Source organism: Kosakonia sp. MUSA4, assembly GCF_013085925.1.
GTDB lineage: Bacteria > Pseudomonadota > Gammaproteobacteria > Enterobacterales > Enterobacteriaceae > Kosakonia > Kosakonia sacchari_B.
Map to the genome: position 1 here is coordinate 3134693 of NZ_CP025697.1, position 26795 is coordinate 3161487.

The window sequence follows — 26795 nt, forward strand, 5'->3', positions numbered from 1 at the left end:
AGTTCATTGTACATCTGGCTCCCCGCCTGACGCGGGGAGCACAATCAACAGAGAATTACAGTCCTTTTTTCGCCAGCTCTTCTTTGAAGTTCTCGCGGGTGATCAGCACCACATCCGTTACAGCCGTAAATTTCGGTGGTTCAACACCCTTGGTGACCCAGTTGTAGAGCAGTTGGCTGGTTTTATAGCCATGCACGTCCGGGCTTGGCAGCAGCGAACCAAAGAAGCCGGTCGCCTGCGCTTTCGACAGCTCACTTACCGCATCGACACCGTTAATACCAATACCGATGACATCCGGCGCTTTAAAGCCCTGGCCTTCTGTCGCACGCACGCCACCCAGCACGGTGTTGTCATTCATGCCCAGCACCAGCCAGTGTTTCACTTCCGGATGCTGTACCAGCAGGGAGTTACCGGCATCAAATGCGCCGGGGATATCGTTAGATTTTGTCGGCACCTGGTAGATCTGTTTTTCCGGGAAACCGGCTTTTTTCAGCGCGTCCATAGAACCGGTCGTGCGGCGGCGAGCGGTATCCAGCTCGTTCGCGGTAATCGCCATGACACCCGTCTCTTTCACATTCCAGCCGCGTTTTTGCATCTCTTTATAGAGTTCTTCACCCTGACGCGCGCCGATTTCGCTCGCCGCCATCATCACCAGCGGCACCGAAGTCATGGGTTCGCCTTTGGCGTTGACGAACTGGTCGTCCACCGCAATGACTTTCATGTCATAACCCCGCGCTTTGGCGACAATCGCCGAGCCAAGTTTGGGATCCGGAGTACAAATAACAAATCCTTTTGCGCCGCTGGCCGCCAGGCTATCAATGGCGTTCAGCGTTTTTTCACCATCAGGGACGGCGATTTTAATCACTTCAAAACCTAAATCTTTGCCCGCCTTGTCGGCAAACTTCCATTCAGTCTGAAACCAGGGCTCTTCCGGCTGTTTCACCAGAAACCCGAGCTTCATCGTTTCAGCGATAGCGGATTGTGACATAACGGCAGCCAGACCGATGGCCGCCAACGCTTTAGTGAATTTGTGCATGGTAAACTCCAGCATTAGCTTTCTTTTATGTAGGGAAAAATAACTACCGGTTCATTTAAAAGTTAATAAAACAAGGCATTAGAGTCCGCGCATCCCTGGACACCTGTGCTGGAAGTAGTTTTAGCGGGAAATTGATTCTCCATAGGAGAGCGGCATCACACCGCAGAATTACAGTAATTCTGTACATAAATTCAGCGATATAGCACATAAAAACAGCCGATTTTGTCAGACAAATAGAAAGGGTAAAAGCAGGATAATCCATAACATCAGCCAGCTTATCCTTGTCCCGGATGCAGGGCGCATCCGGGCAAAAAAATCACCAGCTATAATAGATATGATCGGCGTGATCTCGCGCCGCAGTTTCGCCCCCCTGCAAACGCGCGGCAATCGTCAGCGCAAAATCGAAAGCCAGCCCGAGGCCTTTACCGCTGATCAGGTTGCCATCTTCCACCACTGGCGCGTCAACATACTCACCATCATGGACAGTTTCGTACAGATCGCCGGAGCAGACATAGCGGCGGCCCTTCAGCAAACCGTTGCCGCCCAGCACGCGCGCAGCAGCGGAACAGATAGGGCAAATTAACTTGCCGGCTGTGTCGTGCTGTTCAACAAATTGCACCACCGCCTGGCTGGCAGCCAGATTCACGCTGCCCTGCGGCCCGCCGGGTAAGACGATGGCGTCATACAGCTTTGCCTGACGCTCAGCCAGCGTGCTGTCTGCAACCATCGGAATAGCGTGATAACTGACCACCGCGCGGGACTCCGCGCAGGCCAGCGTTTCGACGTCAATATTTAAGCGACGCAGGATATCAATGGTGATAATCGCTTCTGCTTCTTCGAAACCGGGCGCCAACAACACCGCCACTTTTTTCATGTCCGACTCCTTACGTTGAAGGTGGGTTGATTAAAGTGGGGTTATTGTTGACCAAAACAGCGTTTCATAATTCCCGCTGCGTCACATCCCTGCCAGGCAGAGTACTCAGTGAGCTTCACCCTGAGGGGTAAATTTCAGTTCAATTAGGGCGATAGCTTTCTGGATTGCACGGCGGGTAACCGGGTCGGTCGCTGCCGGGTGGGTAGCAAAATCGATGCTCTTAAGCTGGTGAGACATTTTCTCACGCACTTCAACCGGCGCGATGACGTCGATAACGTCGAGGATCTGTTTGATGACGAGCTGACAGGCAACGATATCGGATACCAGTTCCTGGTCAGTGGAGAGATTCTGTGACATAGGCGCTCCTTTAATAAAGTGCGCCATAGTAGCGGGAATTCATGCGTATGAGTAGGCCTGGCCGCCAGGCAACGGACATAAAAAAACCTGCTTCAGCAGGTTTTTTTATCATCAGAACATAGCGCCTGGCGGTACGTCTTTGAAAGTTTTGCAGTAGGTTTCAAACATGTGCTTCAGAATTTTACGCAGTTTCATTTTTTGCTCCGGCGATTTGTTATGCAGGTGTTACGTCTCAATGCGTACATAATATGACCTTCATCACAAAAATCAATCACCATGTGATAGAAATCACGTTTCAAAAAATAAAAATACAGTAGCTTTGTTAAAAATTTAATTATAAATCCTGCAGTTAGCACGCTAAAAATTTTTTTAGCATTCTCAATTATTTTTGCAAATGGCAGACCCACAATGAGTGAAAGTACCCTTTTGCGGAAGACTGGAGGTCTTTCTCCCGCTGCGCTACTGGTAGCCGGCGCTTTCTTTATGGAGTTTATCGACGGCACGGTAATCGCTACCGCCCTGCCGGATATGGCAAAAACGTTTGGTGTCGAAGCCGTTGCGCTGAACATCGGCATCAGCGCTTATTTAATTACCCTTGCAGTGCTGATCCCGGCCAGCGGCTGGATTGCCGATCGCTTTGGCGCGCGCAATGTCTTTTCACTGGCGCTGGCTATCTTCACCATTGCGTCGATATTGTGTGGGCTGTCGACCAGTGTAGAGATGTTTGTCAGCATGCGTATTTTGCAGGGTGTCGGCGGCGCATTGATGGTGCCGGTTGGGCGCCTCGCCGTACTGCGCACCACGCCAAAACATCAGCTTATAACCGCCATCGCCACGCTAACCTGGCCCGCGCTGGTCGCGCCGATCATCGGCCCGCCGCTGGGGGGATTTATTACGCATTACGCTGACTGGCGCTGGATCTTCTTTATTAATGTGCCGCTGGGGATTGTGGCGATTTTGCTGGCACTGCGCATCATTCCCAATATTCGTGAAGAGGAGCGACGCCCGTTCGATTTGCCGGGATTTATCGCTACGTCGGTGGCGATGGTCAGCCTGGTATATGCCATGGAGGATTTAGGCGCTGAGCAGCCGCAGGGCGTGCTGACCAGCGGATTGCTGATACTGGGCGGTTTAACGCTGGCCTTTACCTTGCGTCATTTCCGGCGAGCGCAATGGCCGATGATCCGGCTGGATGCGATGCAGGTGCCGACATTTCGCGTGACGATGTACGGCGGCTCGCTGTTTCGCGCATCAATAAGCGCCGTCCCATTTCTGCTGCCGCTACTGTTCCAGGTCGGTTTTGGTATGGATCCGTTCCACGCCGGGCTGCTGGTGCTGGCGGTATTTGCCGGTAACCTGACGATCAAACCCGCCACGACACCGCTGATTCGCTGGCTGGGCTTTAAAAAATTGCTGCTGATTAACGGCGCGCTGAATGTGCTGGCGCTGCTGGCCTGCGCGTTTCTTACCCCGGCAACGCCTGTCTGGCTCACCTTTGTGGTGCTGTTCCTGGGCGGTGTCTTCCGCTCGGTACAGTTTACCGGCATCAGCACCCTCGCCTTTGCCGATGTTCCGTCACCACAAATGAGTTATGCCAATACGCTGTTCAGTACCGCCACGCAACTGGCTGTCGGCCTGGGTATCACGCTTGGTGCAATTGGTATTCGTATTGGTGAACATGTCAGTGAGTGGCTGCATATCACCGGCGTTGAAGGGAGCAGTTTCCGGCTGGCGTTTGTATTTATCGCGCTGATTTGCCTGGTTGGCATGTTTGATACGTTGCGCCTGACCAGAGATGCCGGAAGCGCCGTATCACAGAAGAAAAAAGCGTAAAGGGACCGCCGCAGCCAGGCCAGCTGCAGCGGGTTTTTATCAGGCCAGTAGTTCGCGAACGAACGCTTCAATCTCTTTGTTCTGGCAGTGTTCAAAGAAGCACTGCTGGAAGCGCTCGCCAGAGACGGCCGTTTTCACCAGTTCACGGTCAATGGCGCGCAGGGAATCGAGGTAATTGTCTTTAACCACCGCGGCTTTCACCTGGTTCAGGATCCCGGCATTACGCACCTGCGGCTCTTTACGCTCCGGCGGATAACCTTCCCCTTTACGACCAGTAAAAGCTTTCTCAAAAATAAAGCGCACGTTCAGTTCCGCGCCCCAGCCAAAACCTTTCGCAAACGGCAGCGATAACGCATTACCGTTGTTGATCTGGGCAAACAGGAACGCATCCGCGGGATCAATACAGTAGCCGCACACTACACCCGGATGAATGTTCAGCGACATCAGCGCACCCTGCCCGGTACCGCAGCCGGTGACGACAAAATCCACAGCTTTCGCGTTCAGCAGAATACTCGCCATAATGCCCAGGTGGATGTAGGTCAGATGATGGTCATTCTCGTCGCTCATGCCGACGTTAAACACCGGGAAATCTTTTTCATCGGCAACGGCTTTCAGCTCTTTCAGAATGATGGCATTTTTAGCCGCCTGACTGTTTTCCATCATCAGTGCAATTTTCATTTTTGATCTCCTGTGAACATGCTTCAGATAGCAAAGGTTGGTTAAACCATACTACCTGCCAAACATACTTTCAAATTTAATGAAAAATGGTTTTAAAAATCAAAAGCGGGTTCACAGTTTTGCATCAATCCCCCGTCGTTTCGCCGTCGCGATTAGTAGCGCCAGTTCCACGGGTTATTCTGCCGATTGTCCTCCGATCCGCACGTTAAGATGAGAACATGCCAAAATGAATCAGAGTGATTTCATGAAGAAAATTTTTATTGCCGCTTCGCTGCTGCTTGCTGGTTGCACTCTCACCAAAGAAGCGGAAGTCAGCAGTGTGGATACCACCAGTGGGCTGGTGCGTCTGAGCTATAACCAGTCGATGATGCAAACCGCGAATTACGATCAATACACCGCACAAGGAACGGCTAACAAGCAGTGCCAACAGATGGGTTACGCTACGGCAGTACCTTTCGGCCAACCGATCGAAACGTGTAGCCTGATCAGCGGTTCGGTTTGCATGAATACAAAAGTCACTATTCAATATCAGTGCCGCGGCATGGCCTTTTCCCATACCACGGGCAGTTGGTAATTTCCGGGCCAGCAATCATGCTGGCCTGCACATTTATTAATAATCAAAACAATTCTCATTTATTTAATTAACCACTGCAATGCGTGTTATTCTCATTCACTTCGTTAATAAATCATTTTTCATTTAACCTTTTGCAAATAATTAAATAACAAATTATAGTGGCCGCTCTACTATTCTATTTTTATATTTTCCGGAGCCGCGCCATGTTAAAAGCAGAGATGATTGAAAAACTAAATGAACAAATGAATCTGGAACTGTTTTCTTCCCTGCTTTATCAGCAGATGAGCGCATGGTGCAGCTACCACAGCTTTGAAGGTGCCGCGGCTTTCCTGCGCCGCCACGCGCAGGAAGAGATGACGCATATGCAACGTCTGTTTGACTACCTTACGGATACCGGCAGCCTGCCGCGCATCAATACTATCGAATCGCCGGTTGCCGATTATGCCTCGCTGGATGTGCTGTTTCGCGCCACTTACGAACATGAACAACTGATCACGCAGAAAATTAATGAACTGGCGCACGTTGCTATGACCACTCAGGATTATCCAACCTTTAATTTCCTGCAATGGTATGTTGCCGAACAGCACGAAGAAGAGAAATTGTTTAAATCGGTTATCGATAAATTAACGCTGGCGGGTAAAAGCGGCGAAGGTTTGTATTTCATCGATAAAGAACTGGCGACGCTGGATACGCAGAATTAATTACGCAGGCGGTAAATAATACTTTTTACCGCCGTTTTTATTAATGTTTGCAGATTTTACTTTCGTGAGTGGAAAAACCCTCTTCAGCCGGAATGAATTTTCCGCGCGACGCTAAAAATGTCACCAGTTCTGCCGCCGTCATTCCCTCAGCCGAGCAAGTATGAAAACGCGCCGTTTCCCCGAAGCGGGCGGTAATGGCCGCCGCGAGGCTCTCTGTGGTGTAATGTTCGCCTGATGCAATCATCATATTCAGTACTTCGTGGCCATGTATTGATGCCATAAATCCTCCTCGCAAAAGATGCATCATAAACACAACATTGCCTGTAGATGTTGCGTTAAGACAGGTTTACATGCATCTGGTGCAGCGCCAGCCCAGCCTATTTACCGCCTGCCAGAAGTAGCGATAGTTTCCGTTTCCAACGCGATGCTGTGATCGAAGAAGAGATCGGTTAACCACTCAATGTTTTCGATAATCCACTCATCTTCCTTTAACTCCTGGGAAAATATTTCGTCATCGGGATTCGCTTGTGTCGATGACTCAAATTATCGTAAAGATATCCTTACACACTATGTAACGGTCGTTTGACGAAACTACTGAATTATCTTAATCTGCGCCGCAGTTTGGGCTAGTAGTGTGTTTTATTGCAGAGGAAAGCGTGAAGAATCGAACACTTGGCAGTGTTTTTATCGTCGCCGGCACCACGATCGGCGCAGGGATGTTGGCAATGCCGCTGGCAGCAGCTGGCGTCGGGTTTGCCACCACTTTCGTGTTACTTATCGCGCTGTGGGCAGTGATGTGTTACACCGCCCTGCTCTTGCTGGAGGTTTATCAGTATGTTCCCGCCGATACCGGTCTTGGGTCGCTGGCGAGACGTTATCTTGGCCGCTATGGGCAGTGGATAACAGGTTTCAGTATGATGTTTTTAATGTACGCGCTGACCGCAGCGTACATCAGCGGCGCCGGAGAGTTGCTGGCGTCCAGCATCAGCCAGTGGTTTAACGTTGCGCTTTCGCCAGTCGCCGGTGTGCTGCTGTTCACGCTTGTTGCCGGTGGTGTCGTTTGTGCCGGTACTTCGCTTGTCGATCTGTTTAACCGCTTTCTTTTCAGCGCCAAGCTCCTCTTCCTTGTGGTGATGCTGGCACTGTTAATGCCGCACGTTCACCAGGCGAATTTGCTGACCATGCCGCTGGAAAAAGGACTGGCACTGTCGGCAATTCCGGTGATCTTCACCTCGTTTGGTTTTCACGGTAGCGTACCAAGCATCGTCAGTTATATGGGCGGTGATATCCGCAAATTGCGTAAGATCTTTATCACCGGCAGCGCCATTCCGCTGGTGGCCTATATTTTCTGGCAGCTCGCAACGCTTGGCAGTATTGATTCGTCAACATTTATGGGGCTGCTGGCAAGCCAGGCAGGATTAAACGGCTTGCTGCAAGCATTGCGCGAAGTGGTGGCCTCGCCGCATGTGGAACTGGCAGTGCACCTGTTTGCCGATCTGGCCTTGGCAACCTCTTTTCTCGGTGTGTCGCTGGGATTATTTGATTATCTCGCGGATCTTTTTCAGCGGCGTAACAATGCTGTCGGACGCCTGCAAAGTGGAATGATTACGTTCCTGCCGCCGCTGGCCTTTGCACTGTTTTATCCGCGCGGATTTGTGATGGCGCTGGGCTATGCCGGTGTCGCACTTTCCGTGCTGGCACTTCTGTTACCGTCAATGCTGGCCTGGCAAAGCCGGAAGCATAATTCGCAACACAGTTACCGTGTTCCCGGCGGGAAACCCATGCTGTGCCTGATTTTCGCCTGTGGCATTGCAGTTATCGTCATCCAGTTTTTAATCGTCACCGGTTTGCTACCCGAAGTGGGATAAGCCTAAAAAAACCGCGCGAAATCACTCGCGCGGCTTTTTGTGCGGAGCGGATGATACCAAAACAGCCAGCAGACTTTATTTCAGAAGCTCTGACGCAATTACGCTTTGAATATTTTCGCAGGCGATGTAATCGCTTCGCTTGAGTACGATATATTATAAAGCCTGAAAAACAGGCACAAAAAAACCACCTTTCGGTGGTTTCACGACACTGCTTATCATTGATTTTATTCTTGTTTTCCCATGGTACCCGGAGCGGGACTTGAACCCGCACAGCGCGAACGCCGAGGGATTTTAAATCCCTTGTGTCTACCGATTCCACCATCCGGGCTCGGGAAGAAATTGGAGGCGCGTTCCGGAGTCGAACCGGACTAGACGGATTTGCAATCCGCTACATAACCGCTTTGCTAACGCGCCGTGAATCTCTATGCTTTTCAGCCAGCACCCGCTGTTTTAGCCGATACTTTAATTTGGAGCGGGAAACGAGACTCGAACTCGCGACCCCGACCTTGGCAAGGTCGTGCTCTACCAACTGAGCTATTCCCGCATTATCAAGTTTTGTTCTAATCACTTGATTTTTCTATCTTCTGGCGAGTTACGCTGCCTTCCGATGCGTTGCATTCTACTTACCTGACGCACTGAGTCAACGATATTTTTCAAAACCCGGATCGTTTGCTGAAAATTACGACGATACGATCAAGGTTCAAGCAGATCGCCGCGTGCTGCGTTCAGATATTGCAGCATTGACCATAATGTCAGCCCGGCAGCAACGAAGAACAACGCAATGCCTGCATATTCAACCCAGATATTTGGACGCCACAGCAACCCTACCAGCGCCATCATTTGTGCGGTGGTTTTCACTTTACCGATCCAGGATACCGCTACGCGGCTGCGTTTCCCCATCTCCGCCATCCACTCACGCAGAGCGGAAATAATGATCTCACGGGCGATCATGGTAGCCGCAGGCAGTGTAACCCACCAGGTATGATAATGTTCAGCCACCAGCACCATCGCGATGGCGACCAGCACTTTATCGGCAACCGGATCGAGGAAGGCGCCAAAACGGGTGCTCTGATTCCAACGGCGCGCCAGATAACCGTCAAACCAGTCGGTTATCGCCGCGACACAAAAAATGAGCGCACAAACGAGCGGTGACCAGTAAAAAGGAAGATAAAACGCCAGCACGAAAAAAGGGATCAGGATGACGCGAAAAAGGGTAAGCAACGTAGGAATATTCAATCGCATAGTGGCGTTAACTGTCTGTTGTCCGTAAATTTTCGCTCTATGGTGCTACAGAGCCCCTAATGTTTCAACGAGTAGAAGATCTTTTCTGCCAGTCCTTGCGAGATTCCCGGCACTTTTGAGATTTCATCAACGCTGGCATTGAGTAATCCTTGTAATCCCCCCATATATTTCAGCAGCATTTGGCGACGCTTCGGCCCCACGCCTTCGATCGTTTCCAGCGAACTGGTGTTCTTCACTTTGGCGCGTTTTTTCCGGTGACCGCTGATCGCATGATCGTGCGATTCATCGCGGATATGCTGAATAACATGCAGCGCCGGAGAGTCCGGTGGCAGGCTAAACCCCTCGCCTTCCGGCTCAAAGAACAGTGTTTCAAGCCCGGCTTTGCGATCGGCGCCTTTCGCGACACCCAGCAGCAGCGGCTTGTGCTTATCCCACGGAACATCCAGCTCGGCAAAAACCGCCTTCGCCTGCCCCAGTTGCCCTTTGCCACCGTCAATAAGGATCACATCCGGAATTTTGCTTTCTTCAATCGCTTTGCCGTAACGGCGACGCAGGACCTGATTCATTGCCGCATAGTCATCGCCGGGAGTAATACCGGTGATATTATAGCGGCGGTACTCCGCACGTAATGGCCCATTGGTATCAAAAACCACACATGACGCGACTGTTTGTTCGCCCATCGTATGGCTGATATCAAAGCACTCCATCCGTTTCACTTCTGGCAGTTGTAACACGCTGGCCAGAGCGGCCAGACGCTGATGAACGGTCGACTGCTGCGAAAGCCTGGTGCCAAGCGCCGTGGCAGCATTTGTGCGCGCCAGCTTGAGATAGCGCGCGCGATCGCCGCGCGGTTTAGTCTGTACATTAACCCGGCGACCAGCCAGTTCAGAGAGTGAATCGGCCAACAGCGTTTTATCACTGAGATTGAAATCCAGCAGAATTTCGCCAGGCAGAGTTCGCATCTGGCTGCCCTGCAAATAAAACTGACCAACAAACGTTTCCACCACTTCGCCCAGCTCCGTACCGCCAGGTACTTTGGGAAAGTAACTGCGGCTGCCGAGTACTTTCCCCTGGCGAATAAACAGCACGTGTACACAGGCCATGCCGGCATCAAACGCCACGCCGATAACATCAAGATCGTCGCCGGTATTAGAGACAAACTGTTTTTCCGTGACCCGCCGTACCGCTTGAATCTGATCACGCACGCGCGCGGCTTCTTCAAATTCCAGCGCCTGGCTGGCCTTCTCCATGCGGGAGATGAGTTGCGTCAGCACCTGATCGTCTTTTCCGGCAAGGAACAAGCGAACATACTCAACCTGCTGCGCATACTCCTCTTCACTGACCAGTCCTGCGACACACGGCCCCAGACAGCGACCAATCTGGTATTGCAGGCACGGGCGGGAGCGGTTGCGATAAACGCTGTTCTCACACTGGCGGACGGGGAATATTTTCTGCAACAGCGCCAGCGTCTCGCGCACCGCATAACCGTTCGGAAACGGGCCGAAATACTCCCCTTTCGCATGTTTCGCACCGCGGTGCATCGACAGTCGGGGATGCGTATCGCCACTGAGAAAAATAAACGGGTAAGATTTATCATCCCGCAACAAGACGTTATAGCGGGGCTGATAAAGCTTGATGTAGTTATGCTCCAGCAGCAGCGCCTCAGTTTCGGTATGCGTTACCGTCACATCAATCTGTTGGATTTGCGCGACCAGCGCTTCGGTTTTTCGTGAGGCAAGATTGCTGCGGAAATAGCTGGAAAGGCGTTTTTTAAGATCTTTCGCTTTACCAACATAGATAACGGTACCGCCGGCGTCATACATACGATAAACGCCGGGTTTGCTGGTCACCGTTTTGAGGAAGGCTTTTGAATCGAAAACTTCAGTCACTGACTTAACAACGTCTCCGCATTACACAGACCATGGCGAATGGCGAGGTGCGTCAATTCGACATCACCGTGAATGTTCAATTTACTGAACATTCGGTAGCGATAGCTGTTCACCGTTTTGGGGCTCAGATGGAGTTGTTCAGAAATCTCATTCACTTTCTGACCCTTCGTGATCATCAGCATAATCTGCAATTCTCGTTCAGACAAACTGGCAAACGGCGAGTCCGTTTTTTCAGGTTCAATCTGGCTGAGTGCCATTTGCTGAGCGATATCAGAGGCGATGTAGCGCTGTCCGGAATGCACGGAGCGAATGGCATTCACCACTTCCTGTGGCGCGGCGCCTTTGCTCAGATAACCGGCTGCCCCCGCCTGCATGACTTTCGCTGGCAGAGGGTTTTCCGTGTGAACAGTAAGCATAATGACTTTGGTGTCGACGTTAGCACGCGCAATTTTACGCGTGGCTTCAAGACCGCCGATTCCGGGCATGCTCATATCCATCAAGACGACATCAACGGAATTGGCCCGACACCATTTGATGGCATCTTCACCGCAGTTGACTTCACCCGTGACTTTTATGCCTTTAACATCTTCAAGAATGCGTCGTATCCCTGCGCGCACCAGTTCATGATCATCAACAAGTAGTACGTTGATCAATGGAGTATCTCCGAAAAGAGGGATAACGCTGCTGAAAGCTAATTAAACGTATATTAACGGTTTTTCATCCAATAATGAAAGGTAAAATAACCCGCACTTTTCGATTTTGTTCTCGTTTCTGGAAATTAAGCTGTACAAAATGTGGAAAGTGTTTCCGTGTTCTCAAGGCGTTGCGTAAGAAAGTCTAAACCGCATTTTTCATAAAGTTGCCCAAAAGGCTTTCACTTTCACAGAAATTATCTTAGCGACATGTAACAACAATTAACTACGCTTAAACCCCGTTTAAACATATATTCCTCGCTAATAGAAAATTCTGATATTTATTGCAAAGAGTTTAATCTAATAAACCAAACAATAACGATCAAAAAACAACCACTGCATTGTTTTGGCCGGATTGTGGTATACTCCGCCGCTTTGACAGTGATCGTCGCGCAACGGCGCGGCTACGTAACGAGGAAAATAAATTGAGCACACCTGATTTTTCCACTGCTGAAAATGCAAAGGATCTGGCGCAGGAAGTTTCTTGCCTGAAATCATTGTTAACGCTGATGTTGCAGGCAATGGGCCAGGCGGATGCGGGCCGCGTCATCCTTAAAATGGAAAAGCAAATTGAACAAATGGAAAATGAAGCTCAGGCAGCAGTATTTTCCAGCACTGTTAAGCAAATTAAACAAGCTTACCGCCAGTAATAAAAAAAACGGCTGCCAGGTAACCTGACAGCCGGCTGATTTCTGATTCGTGGCAGTGAATAATCAAATCATTCCGGTCGCCGCAGCATAACAGGCAATCTGCGTTTTATTCGGCGCATTGAATTTCTTCTGCATATTCTTCTGGTGAAAATTGACGGTATTCTCAGAGATCGACAAAATCATGGCGATTTCTGCCGAGGTCTTGCCTTCCGCCGTCCATTTCAGTATCTCGCGTTCACGCTTACTGAAGCGCATCTCCGGCGTCAACACCATCTGATCTTCCAGTCGCGTCAGCGCCAGCAGGCTGAGCTGCACCAGCGTCTGCAACCGCAATTCAATCTCATCTTCAGACATCATTTTGCCAAGCAGGCTGCTACGCGAAACCGAGAGGAAACCCAGCGCATGATTAGGCAGCATCAGACACTGCGAGATCCCTTTTCGCAGGCCATGATCCCGCGCAGCATCCCACAAAACCATCGCATCCTGGAAGAGCTTGTCATTCCAGGGCAAATGTCCCTGAATGAAATTTTCGGCTTTAAGCACCGGATCAATGGCAAAGTAATTCTCCGCCTGATAATGCTGCGTCCACGCCTGCGGGTACGTTGTTTCAACGCTAATCCTGGGCCGTGTAAAGGGCACCGGGTGGCGAACGCACAGTGAGAAATAATCAAACTCCAGCAGCTGTGTTTGCCGCTGTAACTCTGTATAAACGTCCTTAGCCGCTGTCATCTCCTGGAAGCACGACATCATTTCGCGCCGCCAGGTAAAAAATTCTTTATCCTGCATACCGACCGGTAATACCCCTGGTTTTAATAATCATTATTATGTATACATTAAGCTAACACATAAAACTTAATTATAAATATAAAATATCGGCTAATGTGGAAATAAGTTGCACAGGCTGCCGGATTTAACGCGGGTAACCGACAGGAAAAACTGCGTGGCTATTGGATAATTGCAGGGATATAGGCGAAAAATAACCTCAGCATCGACATGCCATTAATTTCGCCAGGAAAATTTAGGTTAAGGTTAATTAACGCGATTCAGCAAACAGGCAGGCGGAATCGCGCCATGTTTATTGCATCAGGAATTTTTCCAGAAACTGCCGGGTTCGTGGTTGTTGCGGCTGGGAAAACAGCAGCTTCGCCGGCCCCTGCTCCACAATGCGCCCCTGATCCATAAAAATCGCCCTGTCCGCCACATCGCGGGCAAAACTCATCTCGTGGGTCACAATCACCATGGTGCGTTTCTCCTGCGCCAGTTGGCGAATGGTGTTCAGCACTTCGCCAACCAGTTCAGGATCGAGCGCAGAGGTTGGCTCGTCAAAAAGAATAACATCAGGACGCATCGCCAACGCGCGGGCAATCGCGACGCGCTGCTGCTGGCCGCCGGACAAACGACGCGGAAAACTCTCCTCTTTCCCCTTCAGCCCCACTTTTTCCAGCAACTGACGCGCCCGCGCGCAAGCCTCTTCTTTAGCTTCGCCCTTCACGATCACCGGCCCTTCAATAATGTTCTCCAGCACCGTACGGTGCGGAAACAGATTGAAGTTCTGGAACACAAACCCGACATGCTGGCGCAACTGGCGGATAGCCTTTTTCTGTTCGCCAGAGGATCGAGAGGCATCAATGGTGATGGCCCCCACGCGGATCGTCCCGCTTTCTGGCTGTTCCAGCAGATTAATACTGCGCAACAAGGTAGTTTTACCGGACCCGCTAGGGCCGATAATCGCCACCACTTCCCCCTCCTGCACCTCCAGATCGATACCGTGCAGGACGGTTTGTCCATGGAATTTTTTCACCAGATTTTTAACGTCGATAGCACTCATTTTGCATCACGCTCCTGACGGTTAAGCTGGTTTTCAAAATAGTTCTGCAGCGTGGAGAGCACGGTCGCCATGACCCAGTAGATCAGCGATGCCGCCAGATACATGGTGAACACTTCCAGCGTGCGTGAGGTGATCAGTTGCGCCTGACGGAACAGCTCCGGCACCTGAATAGTTGCCGCCAGCGAAGTATCTTTCACCAGGCTGATAAAACTGTTACTCAACGGCGGTAACGCCACGCGAGCAGCCTGCGGAAGGATCGCGCGGCGCAGCGTTTGCCAGGAGGTCATGCCGATGCTGGCGGCCGCTTCCCATTGCCCTTTATCGATCGACGAGATGGCTGCTCTCAAGGTTTCCGCTGCATACGCTGCCGTGTTAAGCGAAAGCCCAATCATTGCCGACGGGATGGGATCCAGCTCGATGCCAAACTGCGGCAGGCCGTAATAGATCATAAAAAGTTGTGCAATCAGCGGCGTACCGCGAAAAATCGAGATATAAAAACGCGCCAGCCAGCGTACCAGCAGCAGCGGCGACATTCGCATCAGCGCCAGCACAAAACCCAGCAGCAAACCAAAAAACATGCCGCCAACACTCAATTGCAGCGTGAACACGGCCCCCTTGAGCAGATAAGGGGCGGAATCGATAACTAGCTGTAAGCTCTCTTGCATCAGAATGCTGCCTGCGGATCAGATGTGCGGATGGTAGGCGAAGAGCGCTGGCGCGCCGCCGGTATGAACGAAAAGGATCGGGCCATCGTCTTTAAAACGTTTCTGCTCAATGCCATCAAGCAAACCCGCCATCGCCTTACCGGTATAGACCGGATCGAGCAAAATCCCTTCCAGGCGCGCCAGCAGCTTCACGGCTTCCATCCCTTCATCATTTGGCATGCCATAACCCGGGGCAAAGTACTCATCCCACAGCACAATATCGGCGTTCGCGCTGATCTCCAGATCATGGGCGATCGCCTGCTGCAGGCTCACAACTTTGGGTTTTTGATCCGCCACGCTGCGCGAAACGGTAACGCCAATTAACTCGACATCCGGCAGCAACTGCTCCAGCCCGACAGCAAGCCCGGCATGTGTTCCGGCGCTACCGGAGGCCACCACCACCGACGACAGCGCGACTGCGCCTTCGCACTGCTGGGCAATTTCCAGCGCGCTTTCGACGTAGCCCATGGCCCCCAATGCATTAGAACCGCCGACCGGAATCACATACGGGCGAAAACCCTGCGCCTCGACCCGCGTCGCGAGCGCGTCCAGTTGCGCAGCCGGATCGGTCAACGCATCGCACATTTCGATTTGCGCATTGAACAGATCCAGCAGCAAGCGGTTGCCATTGCTGAGATAGTTTTCTGCCTTCGTAGCAATGGGATTTTCCAGCAGCGCAACACAGTGCAAACCCAGTTTCGCCGCCACTGCGGCGGTCTGGCGCACATGGTTAGACTGAATCGCGCCGGCGGTGATCAGCGTGTCCGCGCCTTCACGTAGCGCATCAGCCGCAAGAAACTCCAGTTTGCGCAGCTTATTGCCGCCCATCGCAATCGGCGTCACATCATCGCGTTTGATGAAAATCTCGCGCCCAAGGTAATCGGACAGGCGCGGCAGGTACTCCAGCGGCGTCGGTGCGCCAATAAATTCAAGACGTGGAAAGCGGGTCAGGTTGTGCAAAGACATAAAACCTCCGAAGACCGGATAACGTTGTTATTGTTTTTATTATGCACATTTACAGAGATGAAATAAAAAAGGCGCTTTTTTAAGCGCCTTTTTTCACGAGGAACGATCACTTCGTCACATCTGTTCCAAACCATTTTTCCGACAGCGCTTTCATCGTGCCATCTTTTTGCATATCGGCAATGGCCGCATCAATCGCCTGCAACAGATCTTCATTACCCTTGCGCAGCGCCACACCGGACTCCTGACGCGAGAACGCATCACCAGCCACCGCCAGCGTATCTTTGGTTTTCTTCACCAGATCCAGCGCCGCAAGGCGATCCACCAGAATCGCATCGATGCGGCCAACGCGCAGATCCTGGTATTTCGTCGGATCATCATCATAGGTGCGAATATCCACGCCCTGCACGTTCTGGCGCAGCCACTCTTCATAGTTGGTACCCAGGCCAACGCCGACTTTTTTCCCTTTCAGATCGGCTGCGGTTTTAATGCCAGCTTCATTGCCTTTTTTCACCAGCGCCTGGATACCGGAGACGGTATAGGGCGTGGAGAAATCATATTTTTTCTTGCGTTCATCGGAGATGGTCACCTGGTTGATCACCACGTCGATGCGTTTCGAGTCCAGCGAGGCCAGCATACCGTCCCATTTCGTCGGCTTCAGAGCGGCTTTCACACCCAAATGCTTCGCTAACGCATCGGCGAACTCCACTTCAAAACCCGTCAGCTTGCCATCTTCGCCCTGGAAACTGAACGGCGGATACGTGCCTTCCAGACCGACTAACAGCGTGCCGCGCTCTTTGACTTTATTCAGCAGGTTTTCCGCGGCGAATGTTTTTGCGCTTACCCCCGCCATCAGCGTGACGGCCATAACGGCCATCAGCGCCCGACGTCCCAGAAGTGCTAGTTTCATAGTTACCCCGATAAAAGAATTGGCTGTAGCAGTGCATTGCCTGGAAAAACGTAATCACAAGCAATGACTCACTACATGTTATTCTTTTTTAATATATATCAGATCTCGCGCCGACGGCCATTTTTTGCATCGGCGTAAAACGCATCTGCGTCTTAAACTGAGCATATTTGCGCAAAGCGATCCGATAATTATTGGTGCTGGTCGCAGGTAACCATGGCTCCAGATTTTCGTCGAGGAACCCTTCATTTAGTAAATCACGGGAGATGTTTAACTCGCTCAGATGATTGCCAAGCCGGCGCAGACGCACGACATACTCGCGCACCGTACCGTGGCTCATCTCGGTCTGTTCGAAGAGATATTGTTTGAACCCGATGATATCGAAGAAATCGCTCTGCTCTTTGCAGTGCAAATCCCCGCAGAAACGACACAGTGCAACCCACTCTTTTTGCTCTTGTTGCCAGGCCGCTTCATCCAACAGCATATCCAGCCGGGAAATCGCAATTTTGTTTACGATTTCGCCCCGGCGGACCAGTGTGATGCGGTCGAGCAACTTATGGCAATGAGCGCAATGCGTCTGGCTGTGTTTAAAGTCTTTAAGGTAGCGGCTTAGAGGCCGTCTTTTAGGTTGCTGCACCGTCATGATAACTCCTGGTTGTCAATGCGTTGTTCGGCATTTACCAGGGGCGATGCAGGATCACCAACCTATAACTTACCCAGCTTGGTGCGTAAGCGCTTAATAGCCTGACTATGGAGCTGGCTTACCCGCGATTCTCCTACTTCAAGAACAGCGCCAATCTCTTTGAGATTAAGCTCTTCCTGGTAGTACAGCGTCAGGACAAGTTGTTCACGCTCCGGGAGAGATTCAATAGCTTCCATAACCCGGTGACGCAAATTACTTTCCATTAGCTGGAATAACGGGTTTTCCTGTTGATGATCGTCAGTCACCAGCTCGATACTGTCGCCGTGCTCTTCTCGCCATTCATCATAGGAAAAAAGCTGGCTATTGTTGGTATCGAGCAGCATCTGACGGTATTCCTCGACAGGAATCCCAAGGCGCTGCGACACTTCTGTTTCCGTCGCGTTACGCCCCAGTTCTTGCTCTAGTTGCCCCATCGCCTGCGCCACTTCGCGGGCATTACGCCGGACGCTGCGCGGCACCCAATCGCGGCTGCGCAATTCGTCCAGCATCGCCCCACGAATACGCTGCACTGCGTAAGTGGTAAATGCCGTTCCTTGCAGAGCGTCGTATCGGTCTACAGCATTCAGTAGACCGATACCGCCCGCCTGTAGCAGGTCGTCCAGTTCCACGCTCGCCGGCAATCGCACCTGGAGGCGCAATGCTTCGTGACGCACAAGAGGTACATAACGCTGCCACAGCGAGTGTTTATCCATTACACCTTCAGCGGTATAGAGTGAATTCACGATAAACAGCCCTGCGTTAATTGAGTTATCGGCATGATTATCCGATTCTGGAGTGGTTTTAATCGGATGAATAGTGGGTGAAATGGGGGGTTATTTGCCTTTATAACGCCACACGTTTCGACGGTAATGCATATAATACTAGCTCGAAAGCCAGCGCCGGATGGTGTCCGCGCAGGTAAAATCGATAATCATCTGAAAGTTCGCGGATATATTGCGGGATCGTGATCAAGTCTTCAGGCTTATGATAAAGGCTGATGGTCAAGACAGGCAGCGATGCACGAATAGTTTGTTGCGCCCCTTTTAAGGCTTCCAGTTCCGCACCCTCAATATCCATCTTAATAAAGGTCGCATGGTTGCTGCCTTCAAGCGCATTATCAATGCTGATAACATCGATTGAAGTATTGCCTTCCCCTTCACTCAAACGGGAAGAGGTATCCATTCCAGAATCGAAACGTAATGTCGTATTTTCCGACCACACGCCCTTATTGATTGCGGTCAATTGTATATCGCCAATATTGGCATTTTTCAGCAACTCAAAATTCTTTTCTTCAGGCTCAAAAGCCAGAATTTTTGCTGGTTTTTTAACCCCTTGCTTCTCTGCTGCCTTCAGAAACGCAAGTACGCTATCGCCGTCATAAGCGCCACAATCAACGTACACTTCATTATCTTGTAGGCGTACTAAATCTTCTGCCAAATAATGGTTAGGATCGAAATATTTGCCATAGTATGAGCTACGTGCGCAAATGCGCTGGTTGATAAAAGCAACCAGGGTTTCTTTAGATTTTTCGTCGCCAAGAGAATTATAGAATTCAGTCAACAGGGGTTCGTTTTCCTGGCAAAACTCAAGGGTATAAAGTGTATCGGTATTAACGCCAATAAATGAGTGATCAAAAATCAAAATACTTTCTGCATTCTTACGCAGCATAGCTTCTAATTCTTCGCTGACATACTGAATTGCCAGAATGTAATTATAGGTCTCATCTCTTTCCGTCATGCGGTCTAAATTGATGATATTATAACCATAAAAAACAGCACCTTCGGTAAAGTACTTTTCATTTACCGCAACATAATCGACTTTCACACCTTTACTGGTCAAAAATTCCCACGTTTTCTGACCTAAATAGCCGGCACCGCACAATACCAGTGGACGGCCATTCTTCTGCATTTCCGCGATAGTATCGATAAAATGGTTTTTGGATTCGCAAATTTTTTCAAGAATAGACATAGCTACCTCAGAGACTCGTTCAAAACATATTATAGGGGGCAATCACAGCACTATTTTTTGCTGCGCAATCGCACTTCTGTTCGCGCTTTCCAGGAATGACAATCCCTGCAATGCGGTAGCAGAGCCAATCGCATAGCTGTTTGCTTCGCCACGCAAAGCGGCGGCGATATCGCAGTAGTAGTTGGCAAAAGCTTCAATAAAACCGGCCGGATGACCGGCTTTAAAGCGGCAGTAGCGATCCAGATTGGCGATGGTGTTATCACCCGCAGTACGATCGACAATACGCACGTTGCCGTGAATATCAGCAAGGCGCAGATACTCCGGCTCCATCTGCAACCATTCGGCGCTGCCTTCTGTACCATAAATGCGGATCCGCAAACCGTTGCGGAAACCGAGCGCGGCTTTACCGTACCAGTAGTTACACACCATATCGTCGGTATACCGCGAGATGATATTGACGGTGTCCACCACGTTCGGCACACGCGCAAACGTGCTGTTGACGGCGTAAACATCCAGCGCCTGTTTGTCGGTGAGAAACTCCACCAACTGGTGCACATGAACCCCGAGATCCAGCGATACCGTCGGGATTTCGCCATCCACTCGACGCCAGAGTTGCGGCAATGTCACGCTGCCATCATTGCGGCAACGGCTAAAACCTTCCTGCGGCATTTCGACCATCACCTGCTGAACTCGCCCAAGCCCGCCGCTCAGCAGGCGCTGGCGCAATTCGCGCACCATCGGGTAGCCGGTATAGTTGAACGTCACATACAGCGGGCTATTAACCTCATCAACCCGCTGCTGAATCTCTTGCGCATCACCCACCGTTGCCACCATCGCCTTCTCGCAGATGATCGGCAGCGGATACTCCAGACACGCCAGTAAAATGTCGCGGTGCGCAGGCGTCGGCGTCAGCACCACCACCGCATCAAGACGCTGATGCTCTTTTTCCAGCATCACTAGCGCATCCTGATAAATCGCGCGCTTCTCCAGTCCCCAGGCGGCTCCGGTTTGCTGATTGATGCTTTCATCACGGCTGAAGCAGCCCGCCGTCAACTGGAAGTGCCCGTCCATCTGGCTGGCGATTTTATGTGTCATGCCGATGGCGGAATTGATACCGCCACCGATGAATGCAAGGCGCAAAGGCTTGGCCATAATCCAGTCCTTAAATCGTTTTAAAAGAAAAATAGTTTTTGAGCTGTGGCGTCAGCCGCGCCAGTTCGGCGAAATCCTCAAACTCGGCAAAAACCAGCCCTGCCCTGTCGCGCGGCGCGGGCAACAGAGGATCGCCAGGTAACTTCAGCGGGATAGTTTCAATAATTCGCGCCGCCAGCGGGGCAAAGCGATAGCCGACAAAGTGACTTTCAGCATCGCTGGAAATGGTATGCCGGGCGATGGCTCGCTGATGTGCGGGGCGACGCGCGCTGAATGCGGATTCGCGGCCAATAAAGGGAGCGACAAAGCCAGCGGAATAGGCTTCGCCGGTGGACAACTCAATCAGACGTGAATAGAGATCGCCCGGGCAACGGCGGGTTAACTCAATCAGCCAAAAATCATGTTCGTTGGCAATGAACTGTGTATGCAGTAAGCCATCAACCAGTTGCAGTTCCCGCACCAGCGTCTGCATACATTCGCTGACGCGATCGCGCATCGCTTCACCGAGCGTCAGGCTCAGGCTGCTGCTGTTCACCTGCCAGGGATAAACGGTGCAATATTCATCGACGAAAAATTCACAAACAATCTCACCGCCGCGAATAAATGCCGAGTGGCTGTATAACGCGCCTTCGCAGAAGGTTTCGATGACGCAGTGGCCATTACGGGAAGCGCCGCGTGCCAGTTCAACCGCCTGCGGCAATGCGCCAGGCTCGCGCACCAGCGTAATACCGATCCCGCTATAGGCATCAATCGGCTTAACCAGCAGCGGAAAAGGCAAATCGCGCGCTGCTTCCGGTTCGTTAACCGCGCGCGGAATCGGATAGCCCTTCAGCTCGGCCCAGGCGCGGAAACGATCTTTAAGAAACAGCGTGTCGCTGACGTCCGGCGTATCAAAACCGGCCAGCCCGAGTTCGGCAGCCACGCGGCTACCGGTCAGATAAGAGACATCGGTCACGCCGGGCAAAATCGCCGCAATCCTCTGTTCTCGCGCCACCGCCAGCACGGCATCGGCGTCAGCATAATTCTGCACATGCGCAATATCGGCGAACTTCATCCCCGCATCCTGCGCTTTGCCGCTGCACACCAGCGTGGTAAAGCCCGCAGCTTTGACAGCCTGCTGCAAAGGCAGCGAGGCAAATCCGGCATCGAGAATCATCGCCGTTGCTGGATGACTCATATGCCCCCCGCAGAAATCATGGCGACATTGTTTGCGACAGGGCGCGCCATACGGCGGATAACATCCACAATACGCTGCTGATCTTCCCGCTCCAGTCCTGGGTAGATCGGCAGGCAAAGCACTTTCTCCGCGATATCGTTCGCGCAGGGTAAATGCTCTTTTTGCGAGGTTGCAAAACCGCGATACATACTGAAAGAGCTAATTAAAGGGTAGAAGTAGCGACGGGTTAAGATGCCTTCACTTTTCATCGCTTCATACAGCGCATCGCGGCTGATGCCAAACTCAGGTTCAATCAATACCGGGCAATACGCGTGGTTCCAGCTCACATCATCGGGTACGGCAAGCAGGCTCAGTCCTTCAACGCCATCGAGCAGCTTAAGATAGTGCTGATACAGCGCCTGGCGTTCGGCCAGCGCCTGATCAATATGTTTTAACTGCAACAGACCGAATGCCGCTTCCACTTCATTCATTTTGGCGTTGATGCCGGGCGCAACCACGCGGGTTTCACCGGCAAAACCAAAGTTTTTCAGGTAGTCGATGCGTTGCTTCGTCCGCGCGTCATGGCAGATAATCGCGCCGCCTTCGAAGGTGTTAAACACTTTCGTGGCATGGAAACTGAGTACCGAAAGATCGCCGTGATTCAGGATACTGGCACCGTTTTTCTTCACGCCGAATGCATGCGCGGCGTCATAAAGCACTTTTAAGCCGTAAACATCCGCCACCTGCTGGATCTTATCCACGTCACAGGGTACGCCATAACAGTGCACCGGCATGATCGCCGTCGTCTGCGGCGTAATCAGCTCTTCAACGCGTTCCGGGTTGATGTTGTAGGTCAGCGGGTCGATATCCGCAAAAACTGGCGTCAGGCCATTCCAAAGTAAAGTATGCGAGGTAGCGACAAACGAGTAAGGGGTGGTAATCACCTCACCCGTGATACGCAGCGCCTGGAGTGCCGTCAACAACGCCAGTGTTCCATTGGCGAACAGACAGACATATTTCACACCCAGATATTCCGCCAGCGCTTCTTCAAGTTGCTGGTGGAATGTCCCGCCATTGGTGAGGATGCGGTTCTGCCAAATCTTTTCCAGATAGGGAATGAACTCTTCCAGAGGCGGCAACAGTGGGCTGGTGACGAAGATGTTATTGTCCATAAAATGAACCTGAACAAGCCAGAGATGACTTTGATGTTACAGGCACCAAAGTGAATCTATTGGGTAAACAAGGGGCATTTCCCATGCCAATTAGGCCCGCAAGACACCTGCCTCCCTTTGCTATTATTGGCCGAGATAAAGAAAATCCGTGAAATTTCACGCCTGAGAAACCAGGTCATTACCTTGTTGCCGCATCACGTGTTGATGCGCTCAAACTGCTGCTCACATAACGGAAAAAAAATGAACGAATGCGCTTTGGTGAGTATTGTTATCCCGGCTTACAAGCCCGAATTCTTTGCGACAACGCTCGCCAGCGCGCTCAATCAGAGTTGGCCAAATTGCGAAGTCATTATTTATGACGATAGCAACGACGATACTATTCGTCTCACCTGCGAGCGTTATGCATTAACCACCAAAACGCCTATCTATTACACCAAAAACAGCGTCCGTTTATGGGAAGAAGGCAACGTGCTGGCTGGCGTACGGCGCGCCAGCGGTAAATACATTAAGTTTCTCTACGACGACGATATTATTTTCGAACATTGTATTACCCGCCTCGTTTCGGCGCTGGAATCGTCACCCGATAACCGCATGGCCTCTTCGCGCCGCGTTCGTATTGATGAAAACGGCACCCCGCTTGTTGATATCGCAGCAACCGCCTTCCCGTTTACCGGTGATGTGATCCTGGATGGCCCGGACGTGGTGAAGTTTTTCACCGACCATCCGGTGAACTTTATTGGCGAACCCAGTACGGTACTTTGCTACCGCGAAGATCTGCTCGCTTTTGATGAAGAAATTTTTAAACTCAAAGGTGAGAACCTCTATTTCCTGACCGATATGACGCTGTATCTGAAGTTACTGCGACTCGGCAATCTGGCCTTTGTCGCAGAAACGCTGGCGGCCTTTCGCGTCTCGGAAAACCAGAGCAGCCAGTTTGTGCATACCGAGAAGTACGGTGGGCTGGTCAACAAAACCTATACCCGTTTACCGCAGATCATCAGAGAGCTGGGTTGGTACAGCGGTAATAAAGAAGAGAATGAAAAGGTCAAAGTCGCGCTGATGCACGGCGAGCAGCGTTTCCAGACGGAAAACCTGCTGCATGCGCTGCATAACTCGCTGCAAATCTCCGTGCGCCGGTTCTACAGCAACAAGATCAACAAATGGCTCGACGAACGCCGCCTGCAACCGCAGTTCCGACCGCTGGTGGAAGCTTACCAGCAAGCGCGCAACACGCAGCAGACGTTAACCGTTTTTATCTCGCAGTACGGGCATCACCCTGATGCTGTCACGTCAACGCTGCAAAGCCTGCAACGCTACGCCGGGTTTGGGTTGACGCTGAATGCGGTGGTCATCACGGATCAGCATGCCGATCTTCCTGCGCCGACGCTCATCGCGCGACAAGATAATCAGGTTGAGATCATCAATCAGTACATCGCCAGCCAGCCGTCTGACTGGGTGATGTTCATTGACGCCGGTGAAGTGCTGCTTGAAAACGGCATGCTGATGTTCGATCTGGCGCTGGATGGCGCCTCCGGCTGCGATGCAATTTATGGCGATGAGTTCTACTCGCAGAATGGCGAGATCGTCACCACCGCAATGCGCCCGGATTTCAACCTCGATTTACTGCTCAGCTACCCGGCAGAGATGGCCCGCCACTGGATTTTCCGCCGTGAAGCGCTTCTGGCAGCGGGCGGATTTAACCCGGCGTATCCGCAGGCCTGGCAGTTTGAGTTTATTGTTCGTCTGATTGAGCAAAAAGGGATGGGCTTTGCGGGTCATCTGCCGGAACCGTTTGTGATTGGTCACCCGCCGGTGCAGGCCAGCCAACCGGAAGAACAGGCGATTTTGACCCAGCATCTGCACAATCGCGGTTATACACAGGGTACAGTGGTGGCGACGCATCCGGGGCTGTATGCCCTGCGTTATAACCATCAGCAACAACCGCTGGTGTCGATTATTATCCCGACCAAAGATCAGCTGACTATTCTCAGCACCTGCGTCACCAGCCTGCTGGAGAAGACGCGCTACCGCAACTATGAACTGCTGATTGTGGATAACAACAGTGAGACGCCGGAAGCGTTGCAGTGGCTGGAGGGGATCTCGACTATCGATCCTGAACGCATTCGCGTATTGCGCTATCCGCATCCGTTCAACTATTCCGCTATCAACAATATGGCCGCGCGGGAAGCGCGCGGTGAATACCTGGTATTGCTGAATAACGATACAGCAGTGATCAGCGAAAACTGGCTGGATCATATGCTGAATCATGGGTTACGCCCGGAAGTGGGGATCACCGGCGCGAAGCTGCTCTACCCCGACGGAAAAGTCCAGCATGCGGGCGTGGTGCTGGGGCTGCGTGGCCCGGCGGATCACCCCTTTATCGGCAGCGAAAACAACCGCGCCGGTTATATGAATCGTCTGCTGGTTGACCAGAATTACAACGTGGTCACCGCCGCGTGTCTGCTGATCCGCAAATCGGTCTATGAACAGGTCGGCGGGCTCGATGAAGAGAACTTCACCGTCTCCTATAACGATGTCGATCTGTGCCTGAAGGTGCGTGAAGCGGGCTATCTGACGGTGTGGACGCCGCATGCCCTCGTCATGCACGAAGGCAGCGTCAGCCAGAAGAAGGTCGATAAGACCGTGCAGGAGAAAAAACGCCAGCGCTTTATGGCCGAGCAGGACACCATGTACACCAAATGGATGCCGCTTATCGCCAACGATCCGGCCTATAACCCGAATCTGTCGCTCGATGGCGCGGGATTCCAGTTTGAAGCCAGCAGTAATAAAAGCTGGCAGCCGCTGCACTGGAAGCCGCTGCCACGTTTGGTAGCGTTCCCTTTGCAAAGCCAGCCCGGCAGCCGGTTACGCCTGGATGCGCCGTTAGCATTACTGAATAACGCGGGCGTCGTCGAAGGGCAAATTAATTATCACCCCAGCACTTATACCGATATCAGTCGCTTTGCGCCGGATGCACTGATCGTCCATCGACAAATCAGCGACGGCGCGCAGGAGTGGTTGCGCCGTCTGCCGCAGGCGACATCGGTGTTTAAAATCTTTGATCTGGATTGCTGGTTGCCGGGCTTACCGGTCAATGCCGAGGAGCGTAACGATCTGCCGCCGGATATTTTCGCCGCGCTGCGCGGTACGCTGGCGCATGTGGATCGCCTGATCGTCGCCAGCGATGAACTGGCCGAACAGTGCGCGGGTTTGCACAGCGATATCCGCGTGATGCCGACGCGGCTTTCGCCGCAGCAATGGTCTGGATTATCCAGCCAGCGCGGCGTGGGTAAGAAGCCGCGCATCGGCTGGTGCGGAACCGCGGCGAATACCGGTGATCTGGAGCTGATTCATAAGCTGGTCAGCCAGTTAGCCGATCGGGTTGAATGGGTGTTCTATGGCTACTGTCCGCCTTCCCTTCAGGAGTGGGTCAGCGAATTCCATGCCCCGGTTCACCCGCAGCATTTTGCGAAAAAACTGGCCAGCCTGAATCTCGATCTCGCGGTGGAACCGTTGGCCGATACGCCGTGGAACCGGGCGCTTAGCCCGGTACGTCTACTCGAATATGGTGCCTGCGGCGTGCCGGTGATTTGCAGCGATATCATCAGCACACAGAGCATTGCTGGCGTTACGCGCGTCGAAAATCGCGCAAGAAGCTGGCGCGAAGCCATTGAAAACCACCTGCTTGATGCAGCGACGGCGGCACAACTTGGTGATAATTTGCGCCTGTACGTGCTGGAAAACGGTATGTGGAACGGTGAAAGCCTGCTGCGCCAGGCGCAACTCTGGTTAGCGGATTAATGTTTCCCTGCACATAACCACCGATGGCAACGGAACCCCCAGCCTGGCTGGGGGTTTTCTATAGACAA

At 51.9% G+C, this 26795-nt stretch carries 26 protein-coding genes and 3 tRNA genes; 6 read left to right on the forward strand and 23 right to left on the reverse strand.

The window, feature by feature from the left end:
* Positions 1–55: 55 nt before the first annotated feature.
* From C0557_RS14860 to azuC, 4 genes are all read right to left on the reverse strand, one after another.
* Positions 56–1036: an arabinose ABC transporter substrate-binding protein gene (locus tag C0557_RS14860; RefSeq protein ID WP_007371542.1), complete on the reverse strand. Its 981-nt coding sequence runs from the start codon at positions 1034–1036 to the stop codon at positions 56–58.
* 316 nt (positions 1037–1352) lie between these two features.
* Complete coding sequence (locus C0557_RS14865; RefSeq protein WP_208659132.1) at positions 1353–1910, reverse strand: DJ-1 family glyoxalase III; 558 nt, start codon at positions 1908–1910, stop codon at positions 1353–1355.
* Between the two features lie 105 nt (positions 1911–2015).
* Positions 2016–2267: a DUF2766 family protein gene (locus tag C0557_RS14870; RefSeq protein ID WP_090123589.1), complete on the reverse strand. Its 252-nt coding sequence runs from the start codon at positions 2265–2267 to the stop codon at positions 2016–2018.
* A gap of 111 nt (positions 2268–2378) precedes the next feature.
* Positions 2379–2462, reverse strand: a complete 84-nt coding sequence (gene azuC, locus C0557_RS14875) for a stress response protein AzuC (protein WP_017458329.1) — start codon at positions 2460–2462, stop codon at positions 2379–2381.
* A gap of 213 nt (positions 2463–2675) precedes the next feature.
* Between azuC and C0557_RS14880 the strand changes: the two genes are divergently transcribed.
* A complete protein-coding gene (locus C0557_RS14880) occupies positions 2676–4100 on the forward strand; it encodes an MFS transporter (protein WP_208659134.1) in 1425 nt (474 codons plus the stop codon).
* Between the two features lie 39 nt (positions 4101–4139).
* On the opposite strand, the gene C0557_RS14885 is transcribed toward C0557_RS14880, so the two are convergent.
* Positions 4140–4778, reverse strand: a complete 639-nt coding sequence (locus C0557_RS14885) for an RpiB/LacA/LacB family sugar-phosphate isomerase (RefSeq protein WP_208659136.1) — start codon at positions 4776–4778, stop codon at positions 4140–4142.
* A 244-nt stretch (positions 4779–5022) separates the two neighbouring features.
* Here C0557_RS14885 and yecR point away from each other — a divergent pair, with 244 nt between their 5' ends.
* Both yecR and ftnA read left to right on the forward strand, forming a co-directional pair.
* Complete coding sequence (yecR, locus tag C0557_RS14890; RefSeq protein WP_208659138.1) at positions 5023–5352, forward strand: YecR family lipoprotein; 330 nt, start codon at positions 5023–5025, stop codon at positions 5350–5352.
* A gap of 203 nt (positions 5353–5555) precedes the next feature.
* On the forward strand, positions 5556–6053 hold the full coding sequence (ftnA, locus tag C0557_RS14895; RefSeq protein ID WP_017458333.1) for a non-heme ferritin: 498 nt from the start codon (positions 5556–5558) through the stop codon (positions 6051–6053).
* A 40-nt stretch (positions 6054–6093) separates the two neighbouring features.
* On the opposite strand, the gene C0557_RS14900 is transcribed toward ftnA, so the two are convergent.
* Positions 6094–6333 (reverse strand): YecH family metal-binding protein, encoded by a 240-nt coding sequence (locus C0557_RS14900; RefSeq protein WP_043953177.1) that lies wholly within the window; start codon positions 6331–6333, stop codon positions 6094–6096.
* 376 nt (positions 6334–6709) lie between these two features.
* On the opposite strand from C0557_RS14900, the gene tyrP reads away from it, so the two are divergent.
* The gene (gene tyrP, locus C0557_RS14905; RefSeq protein ID WP_208659140.1) at positions 6710–7921 is read left to right on the forward strand and encodes a tyrosine transporter TyrP; all 1212 of its coding nucleotides are present in this window, start codon (positions 6710–6712) and stop codon (positions 7919–7921) included.
* A 241-nt stretch (positions 7922–8162) separates the two neighbouring features.
* On the opposite strand, the gene C0557_RS14910 is transcribed toward tyrP, so the two are convergent.
* From C0557_RS14910 to uvrY, 6 genes are all read right to left on the reverse strand, one after another.
* A tRNA-Leu gene (locus C0557_RS14910) sits at positions 8163–8249 on the reverse strand.
* Positions 8250–8261: 12 nt separating this feature from the next.
* A tRNA-Cys gene (locus tag C0557_RS14915) sits at positions 8262–8335 on the reverse strand.
* 54 nt (positions 8336–8389) lie between these two features.
* Positions 8390–8465: transfer RNA gene (locus tag C0557_RS14920), tRNA-Gly, on the reverse strand.
* Positions 8466–8614: 149 nt separating this feature from the next.
* A complete protein-coding gene (gene pgsA, locus C0557_RS14925) occupies positions 8615–9163 on the reverse strand; it encodes a CDP-diacylglycerol--glycerol-3-phosphate 3-phosphatidyltransferase (protein ID WP_074777751.1) in 549 nt (182 codons plus the stop codon).
* Positions 9164–9219: 56 nt separating this feature from the next.
* Complete coding sequence (uvrC, locus tag C0557_RS14930; RefSeq protein ID WP_208659142.1) at positions 9220–11052, reverse strand: excinuclease ABC subunit UvrC; 1833 nt, start codon at positions 11050–11052, stop codon at positions 9220–9222.
* The gene (gene uvrY / locus C0557_RS14935) at positions 11049–11705 is read right to left on the reverse strand and encodes a UvrY/SirA/GacA family response regulator transcription factor (RefSeq protein WP_007371531.1); all 657 of its coding nucleotides are present in this window, start codon (positions 11703–11705) and stop codon (positions 11049–11051) included. The genes uvrC and uvrY overlap by 4 nt, the downstream gene beginning before the upstream one ends.
* A gap of 464 nt (positions 11706–12169) precedes the next feature.
* On the opposite strand from uvrY, the gene C0557_RS14940 reads away from it, so the two are divergent.
* A complete protein-coding gene (locus tag C0557_RS14940; protein ID WP_074777755.1) occupies positions 12170–12394 on the forward strand; it encodes a DUF2594 family protein in 225 nt (74 codons plus the stop codon).
* 63 nt (positions 12395–12457) lie between these two features.
* Here the strand turns inward: C0557_RS14940 and sdiA are convergent, their stop codons facing one another.
* The 11 genes from sdiA to C0557_RS14995 form a co-directional block, all read right to left on the reverse strand.
* The gene (gene sdiA, locus C0557_RS14945) at positions 12458–13180 is read right to left on the reverse strand and encodes a transcriptional regulator SdiA (RefSeq protein ID WP_208659144.1); all 723 of its coding nucleotides are present in this window, start codon (positions 13178–13180) and stop codon (positions 12458–12460) included.
* 289 nt (positions 13181–13469) lie between these two features.
* Positions 13470–14222: an L-cystine ABC transporter ATP-binding protein TcyN gene (tcyN, locus tag C0557_RS14950; protein WP_074777759.1), complete on the reverse strand. Its 753-nt coding sequence runs from the start codon at positions 14220–14222 to the stop codon at positions 13470–13472.
* Positions 14219–14887 carry a cystine ABC transporter permease gene (gene tcyL, locus C0557_RS14955; RefSeq protein WP_208659146.1) on the reverse strand — a complete coding sequence of 223 codons (669 nt, stop codon included), beginning with the start codon at positions 14885–14887 and terminating at the stop codon, positions 14219–14221. Before tcyL ends, tcyN begins: the two co-directional genes overlap by 4 nt.
* Before the next feature lie 18 nt (positions 14888–14905).
* Complete coding sequence (gene dcyD, locus C0557_RS14960) at positions 14906–15892, reverse strand: D-cysteine desulfhydrase (protein ID WP_208659148.1); 987 nt, start codon at positions 15890–15892, stop codon at positions 14906–14908.
* Between the two features lie 106 nt (positions 15893–15998).
* Positions 15999–16799 (reverse strand): cystine ABC transporter substrate-binding protein, encoded by an 801-nt coding sequence (gene tcyJ, locus C0557_RS14965; RefSeq protein ID WP_074777763.1) that lies wholly within the window; start codon positions 16797–16799, stop codon positions 15999–16001.
* A gap of 88 nt (positions 16800–16887) precedes the next feature.
* A complete protein-coding gene (gene fliZ, locus C0557_RS14970; RefSeq protein ID WP_007371524.1) occupies positions 16888–17439 on the reverse strand; it encodes a flagella biosynthesis regulatory protein FliZ in 552 nt (183 codons plus the stop codon).
* A gap of 62 nt (positions 17440–17501) precedes the next feature.
* Positions 17502–18221, reverse strand: a complete 720-nt coding sequence (locus C0557_RS14975; RefSeq protein ID WP_007371523.1) for an RNA polymerase sigma factor FliA — start codon at positions 18219–18221, stop codon at positions 17502–17504.
* A gap of 100 nt (positions 18222–18321) precedes the next feature.
* Complete coding sequence (locus tag C0557_RS14980) at positions 18322–19446, reverse strand: FkbM family methyltransferase (protein ID WP_208659150.1); 1125 nt, start codon at positions 19444–19446, stop codon at positions 18322–18324.
* 42 nt (positions 19447–19488) lie between these two features.
* Positions 19489–20598 (reverse strand): Gfo/Idh/MocA family protein, encoded by a 1110-nt coding sequence (locus C0557_RS14985; RefSeq protein WP_208659152.1) that lies wholly within the window; start codon positions 20596–20598, stop codon positions 19489–19491.
* Between the two features lie 10 nt (positions 20599–20608).
* Positions 20609–21775 (reverse strand): acetyl-CoA carboxylase biotin carboxylase subunit family protein, encoded by a 1167-nt coding sequence (locus tag C0557_RS14990; protein ID WP_208659154.1) that lies wholly within the window; start codon positions 21773–21775, stop codon positions 20609–20611.
* On the reverse strand, positions 21772–22926 hold the full coding sequence (locus tag C0557_RS14995) for a DegT/DnrJ/EryC1/StrS aminotransferase family protein (protein ID WP_208659156.1): 1155 nt from the start codon (positions 22924–22926) through the stop codon (positions 21772–21774). Before C0557_RS14995 ends, C0557_RS14990 begins: the two co-directional genes overlap by 4 nt.
* A 240-nt stretch (positions 22927–23166) precedes the next feature.
* Between C0557_RS14995 and C0557_RS15000 the strand changes: the two genes are divergently transcribed.
* The gene (locus tag C0557_RS15000) at positions 23167–26727 is read left to right on the forward strand and encodes a glycosyltransferase (protein ID WP_208659157.1); all 3561 of its coding nucleotides are present in this window, start codon (positions 23167–23169) and stop codon (positions 26725–26727) included.
* Positions 26728–26795 lie beyond the last annotated feature (68 nt).

Bases quoted from the DNA above. Each gene is read 5' to 3' on its own strand.
- pgsA (WP_074777751.1), bottom strand. From the start codon at position 9,163: ATGCGATTGAATATTCCTACGTTGCTTACCCTTTTTCGCGTCATCCTG.
- C0557_RS14980 (WP_208659150.1), bottom strand. From the start codon at position 19,446: ATGTCTATTCTTGAAAAAATTTGCGAATCCAAAAACCATTTTATCGAT.
- C0557_RS14995 (WP_208659156.1), bottom strand. From the start codon at position 22,926: ATGGACAATAACATCTTCGTCACCAGCCCACTGTTGCCGCCTCTGGAA.
- C0557_RS14865 (WP_208659132.1), bottom strand. From the start codon at position 1,910: ATGAAAAAAGTGGCGGTGTTGTTGGCGCCCGGTTTCGAAGAAGCAGAA.
- ftnA (WP_017458333.1), top strand. From the start codon at position 5,556: ATGTTAAAAGCAGAGATGATTGAAAAACTAAATGAACAAATGAATCTG.
- C0557_RS14985 (WP_208659152.1), bottom strand. From the start codon at position 20,598: ATGGCCAAGCCTTTGCGCCTTGCATTCATCGGTGGCGGTATCAATTCC.
- sdiA (WP_208659144.1), bottom strand. From the start codon at position 13,180: ATGCAGGATAAAGAATTTTTTACCTGGCGGCGCGAAATGATGTCGTGC.
- dcyD (WP_208659148.1), bottom strand. From the start codon at position 15,892: ATGTCTTTGCACAACCTGACCCGCTTTCCACGTCTTGAATTTATTGGC.
- C0557_RS14860 (WP_007371542.1), bottom strand. From the start codon at position 1,036: ATGCACAAATTCACTAAAGCGTTGGCGGCCATCGGTCTGGCTGCCGTT.
- tcyL (WP_208659146.1), bottom strand. From the start codon at position 14,887: ATGCAAGAGAGCTTACAGCTAGTTATCGATTCCGCCCCTTATCTGCTC.
- C0557_RS14990 (WP_208659154.1), bottom strand. From the start codon at position 21,775: ATGAGTCATCCAGCAACGGCGATGATTCTCGATGCCGGATTTGCCTCG.
- C0557_RS14885 (WP_208659136.1), bottom strand. From the start codon at position 4,778: ATGAAAATTGCACTGATGATGGAAAACAGTCAGGCGGCTAAAAATGCC.
- tcyN (WP_074777759.1), bottom strand. From the start codon at position 14,222: ATGAGTGCTATCGACGTTAAAAATCTGGTGAAAAAATTCCATGGACAA.
- C0557_RS14870 (WP_090123589.1), bottom strand. From the start codon at position 2,267: ATGTCACAGAATCTCTCCACTGACCAGGAACTGGTATCCGATATCGTT.
- fliZ (WP_007371524.1), bottom strand. From the start codon at position 17,439: ATGACGGTGCAGCAACCTAAAAGACGGCCTCTAAGCCGCTACCTTAAA.
- azuC (WP_017458329.1), bottom strand. From the start codon at position 2,462: ATGAAACTGCGTAAAATTCTGAAGCACATGTTTGAAACCTACTGCAAA.
- C0557_RS15000 (WP_208659157.1), top strand. From the start codon at position 23,167: ATGAACGAATGCGCTTTGGTGAGTATTGTTATCCCGGCTTACAAGCCC.
- tcyJ (WP_074777763.1), bottom strand. From the start codon at position 16,799: ATGAAACTAGCACTTCTGGGACGTCGGGCGCTGATGGCCGTTATGGCC.
- C0557_RS14900 (WP_043953177.1), bottom strand. From the start codon at position 6,333: ATGGCATCAATACATGGCCACGAAGTACTGAATATGATGATTGCATCA.
- yecR (WP_208659138.1), top strand. From the start codon at position 5,023: ATGAAGAAAATTTTTATTGCCGCTTCGCTGCTGCTTGCTGGTTGCACT.
- C0557_RS14880 (WP_208659134.1), top strand. From the start codon at position 2,676: ATGAGTGAAAGTACCCTTTTGCGGAAGACTGGAGGTCTTTCTCCCGCT.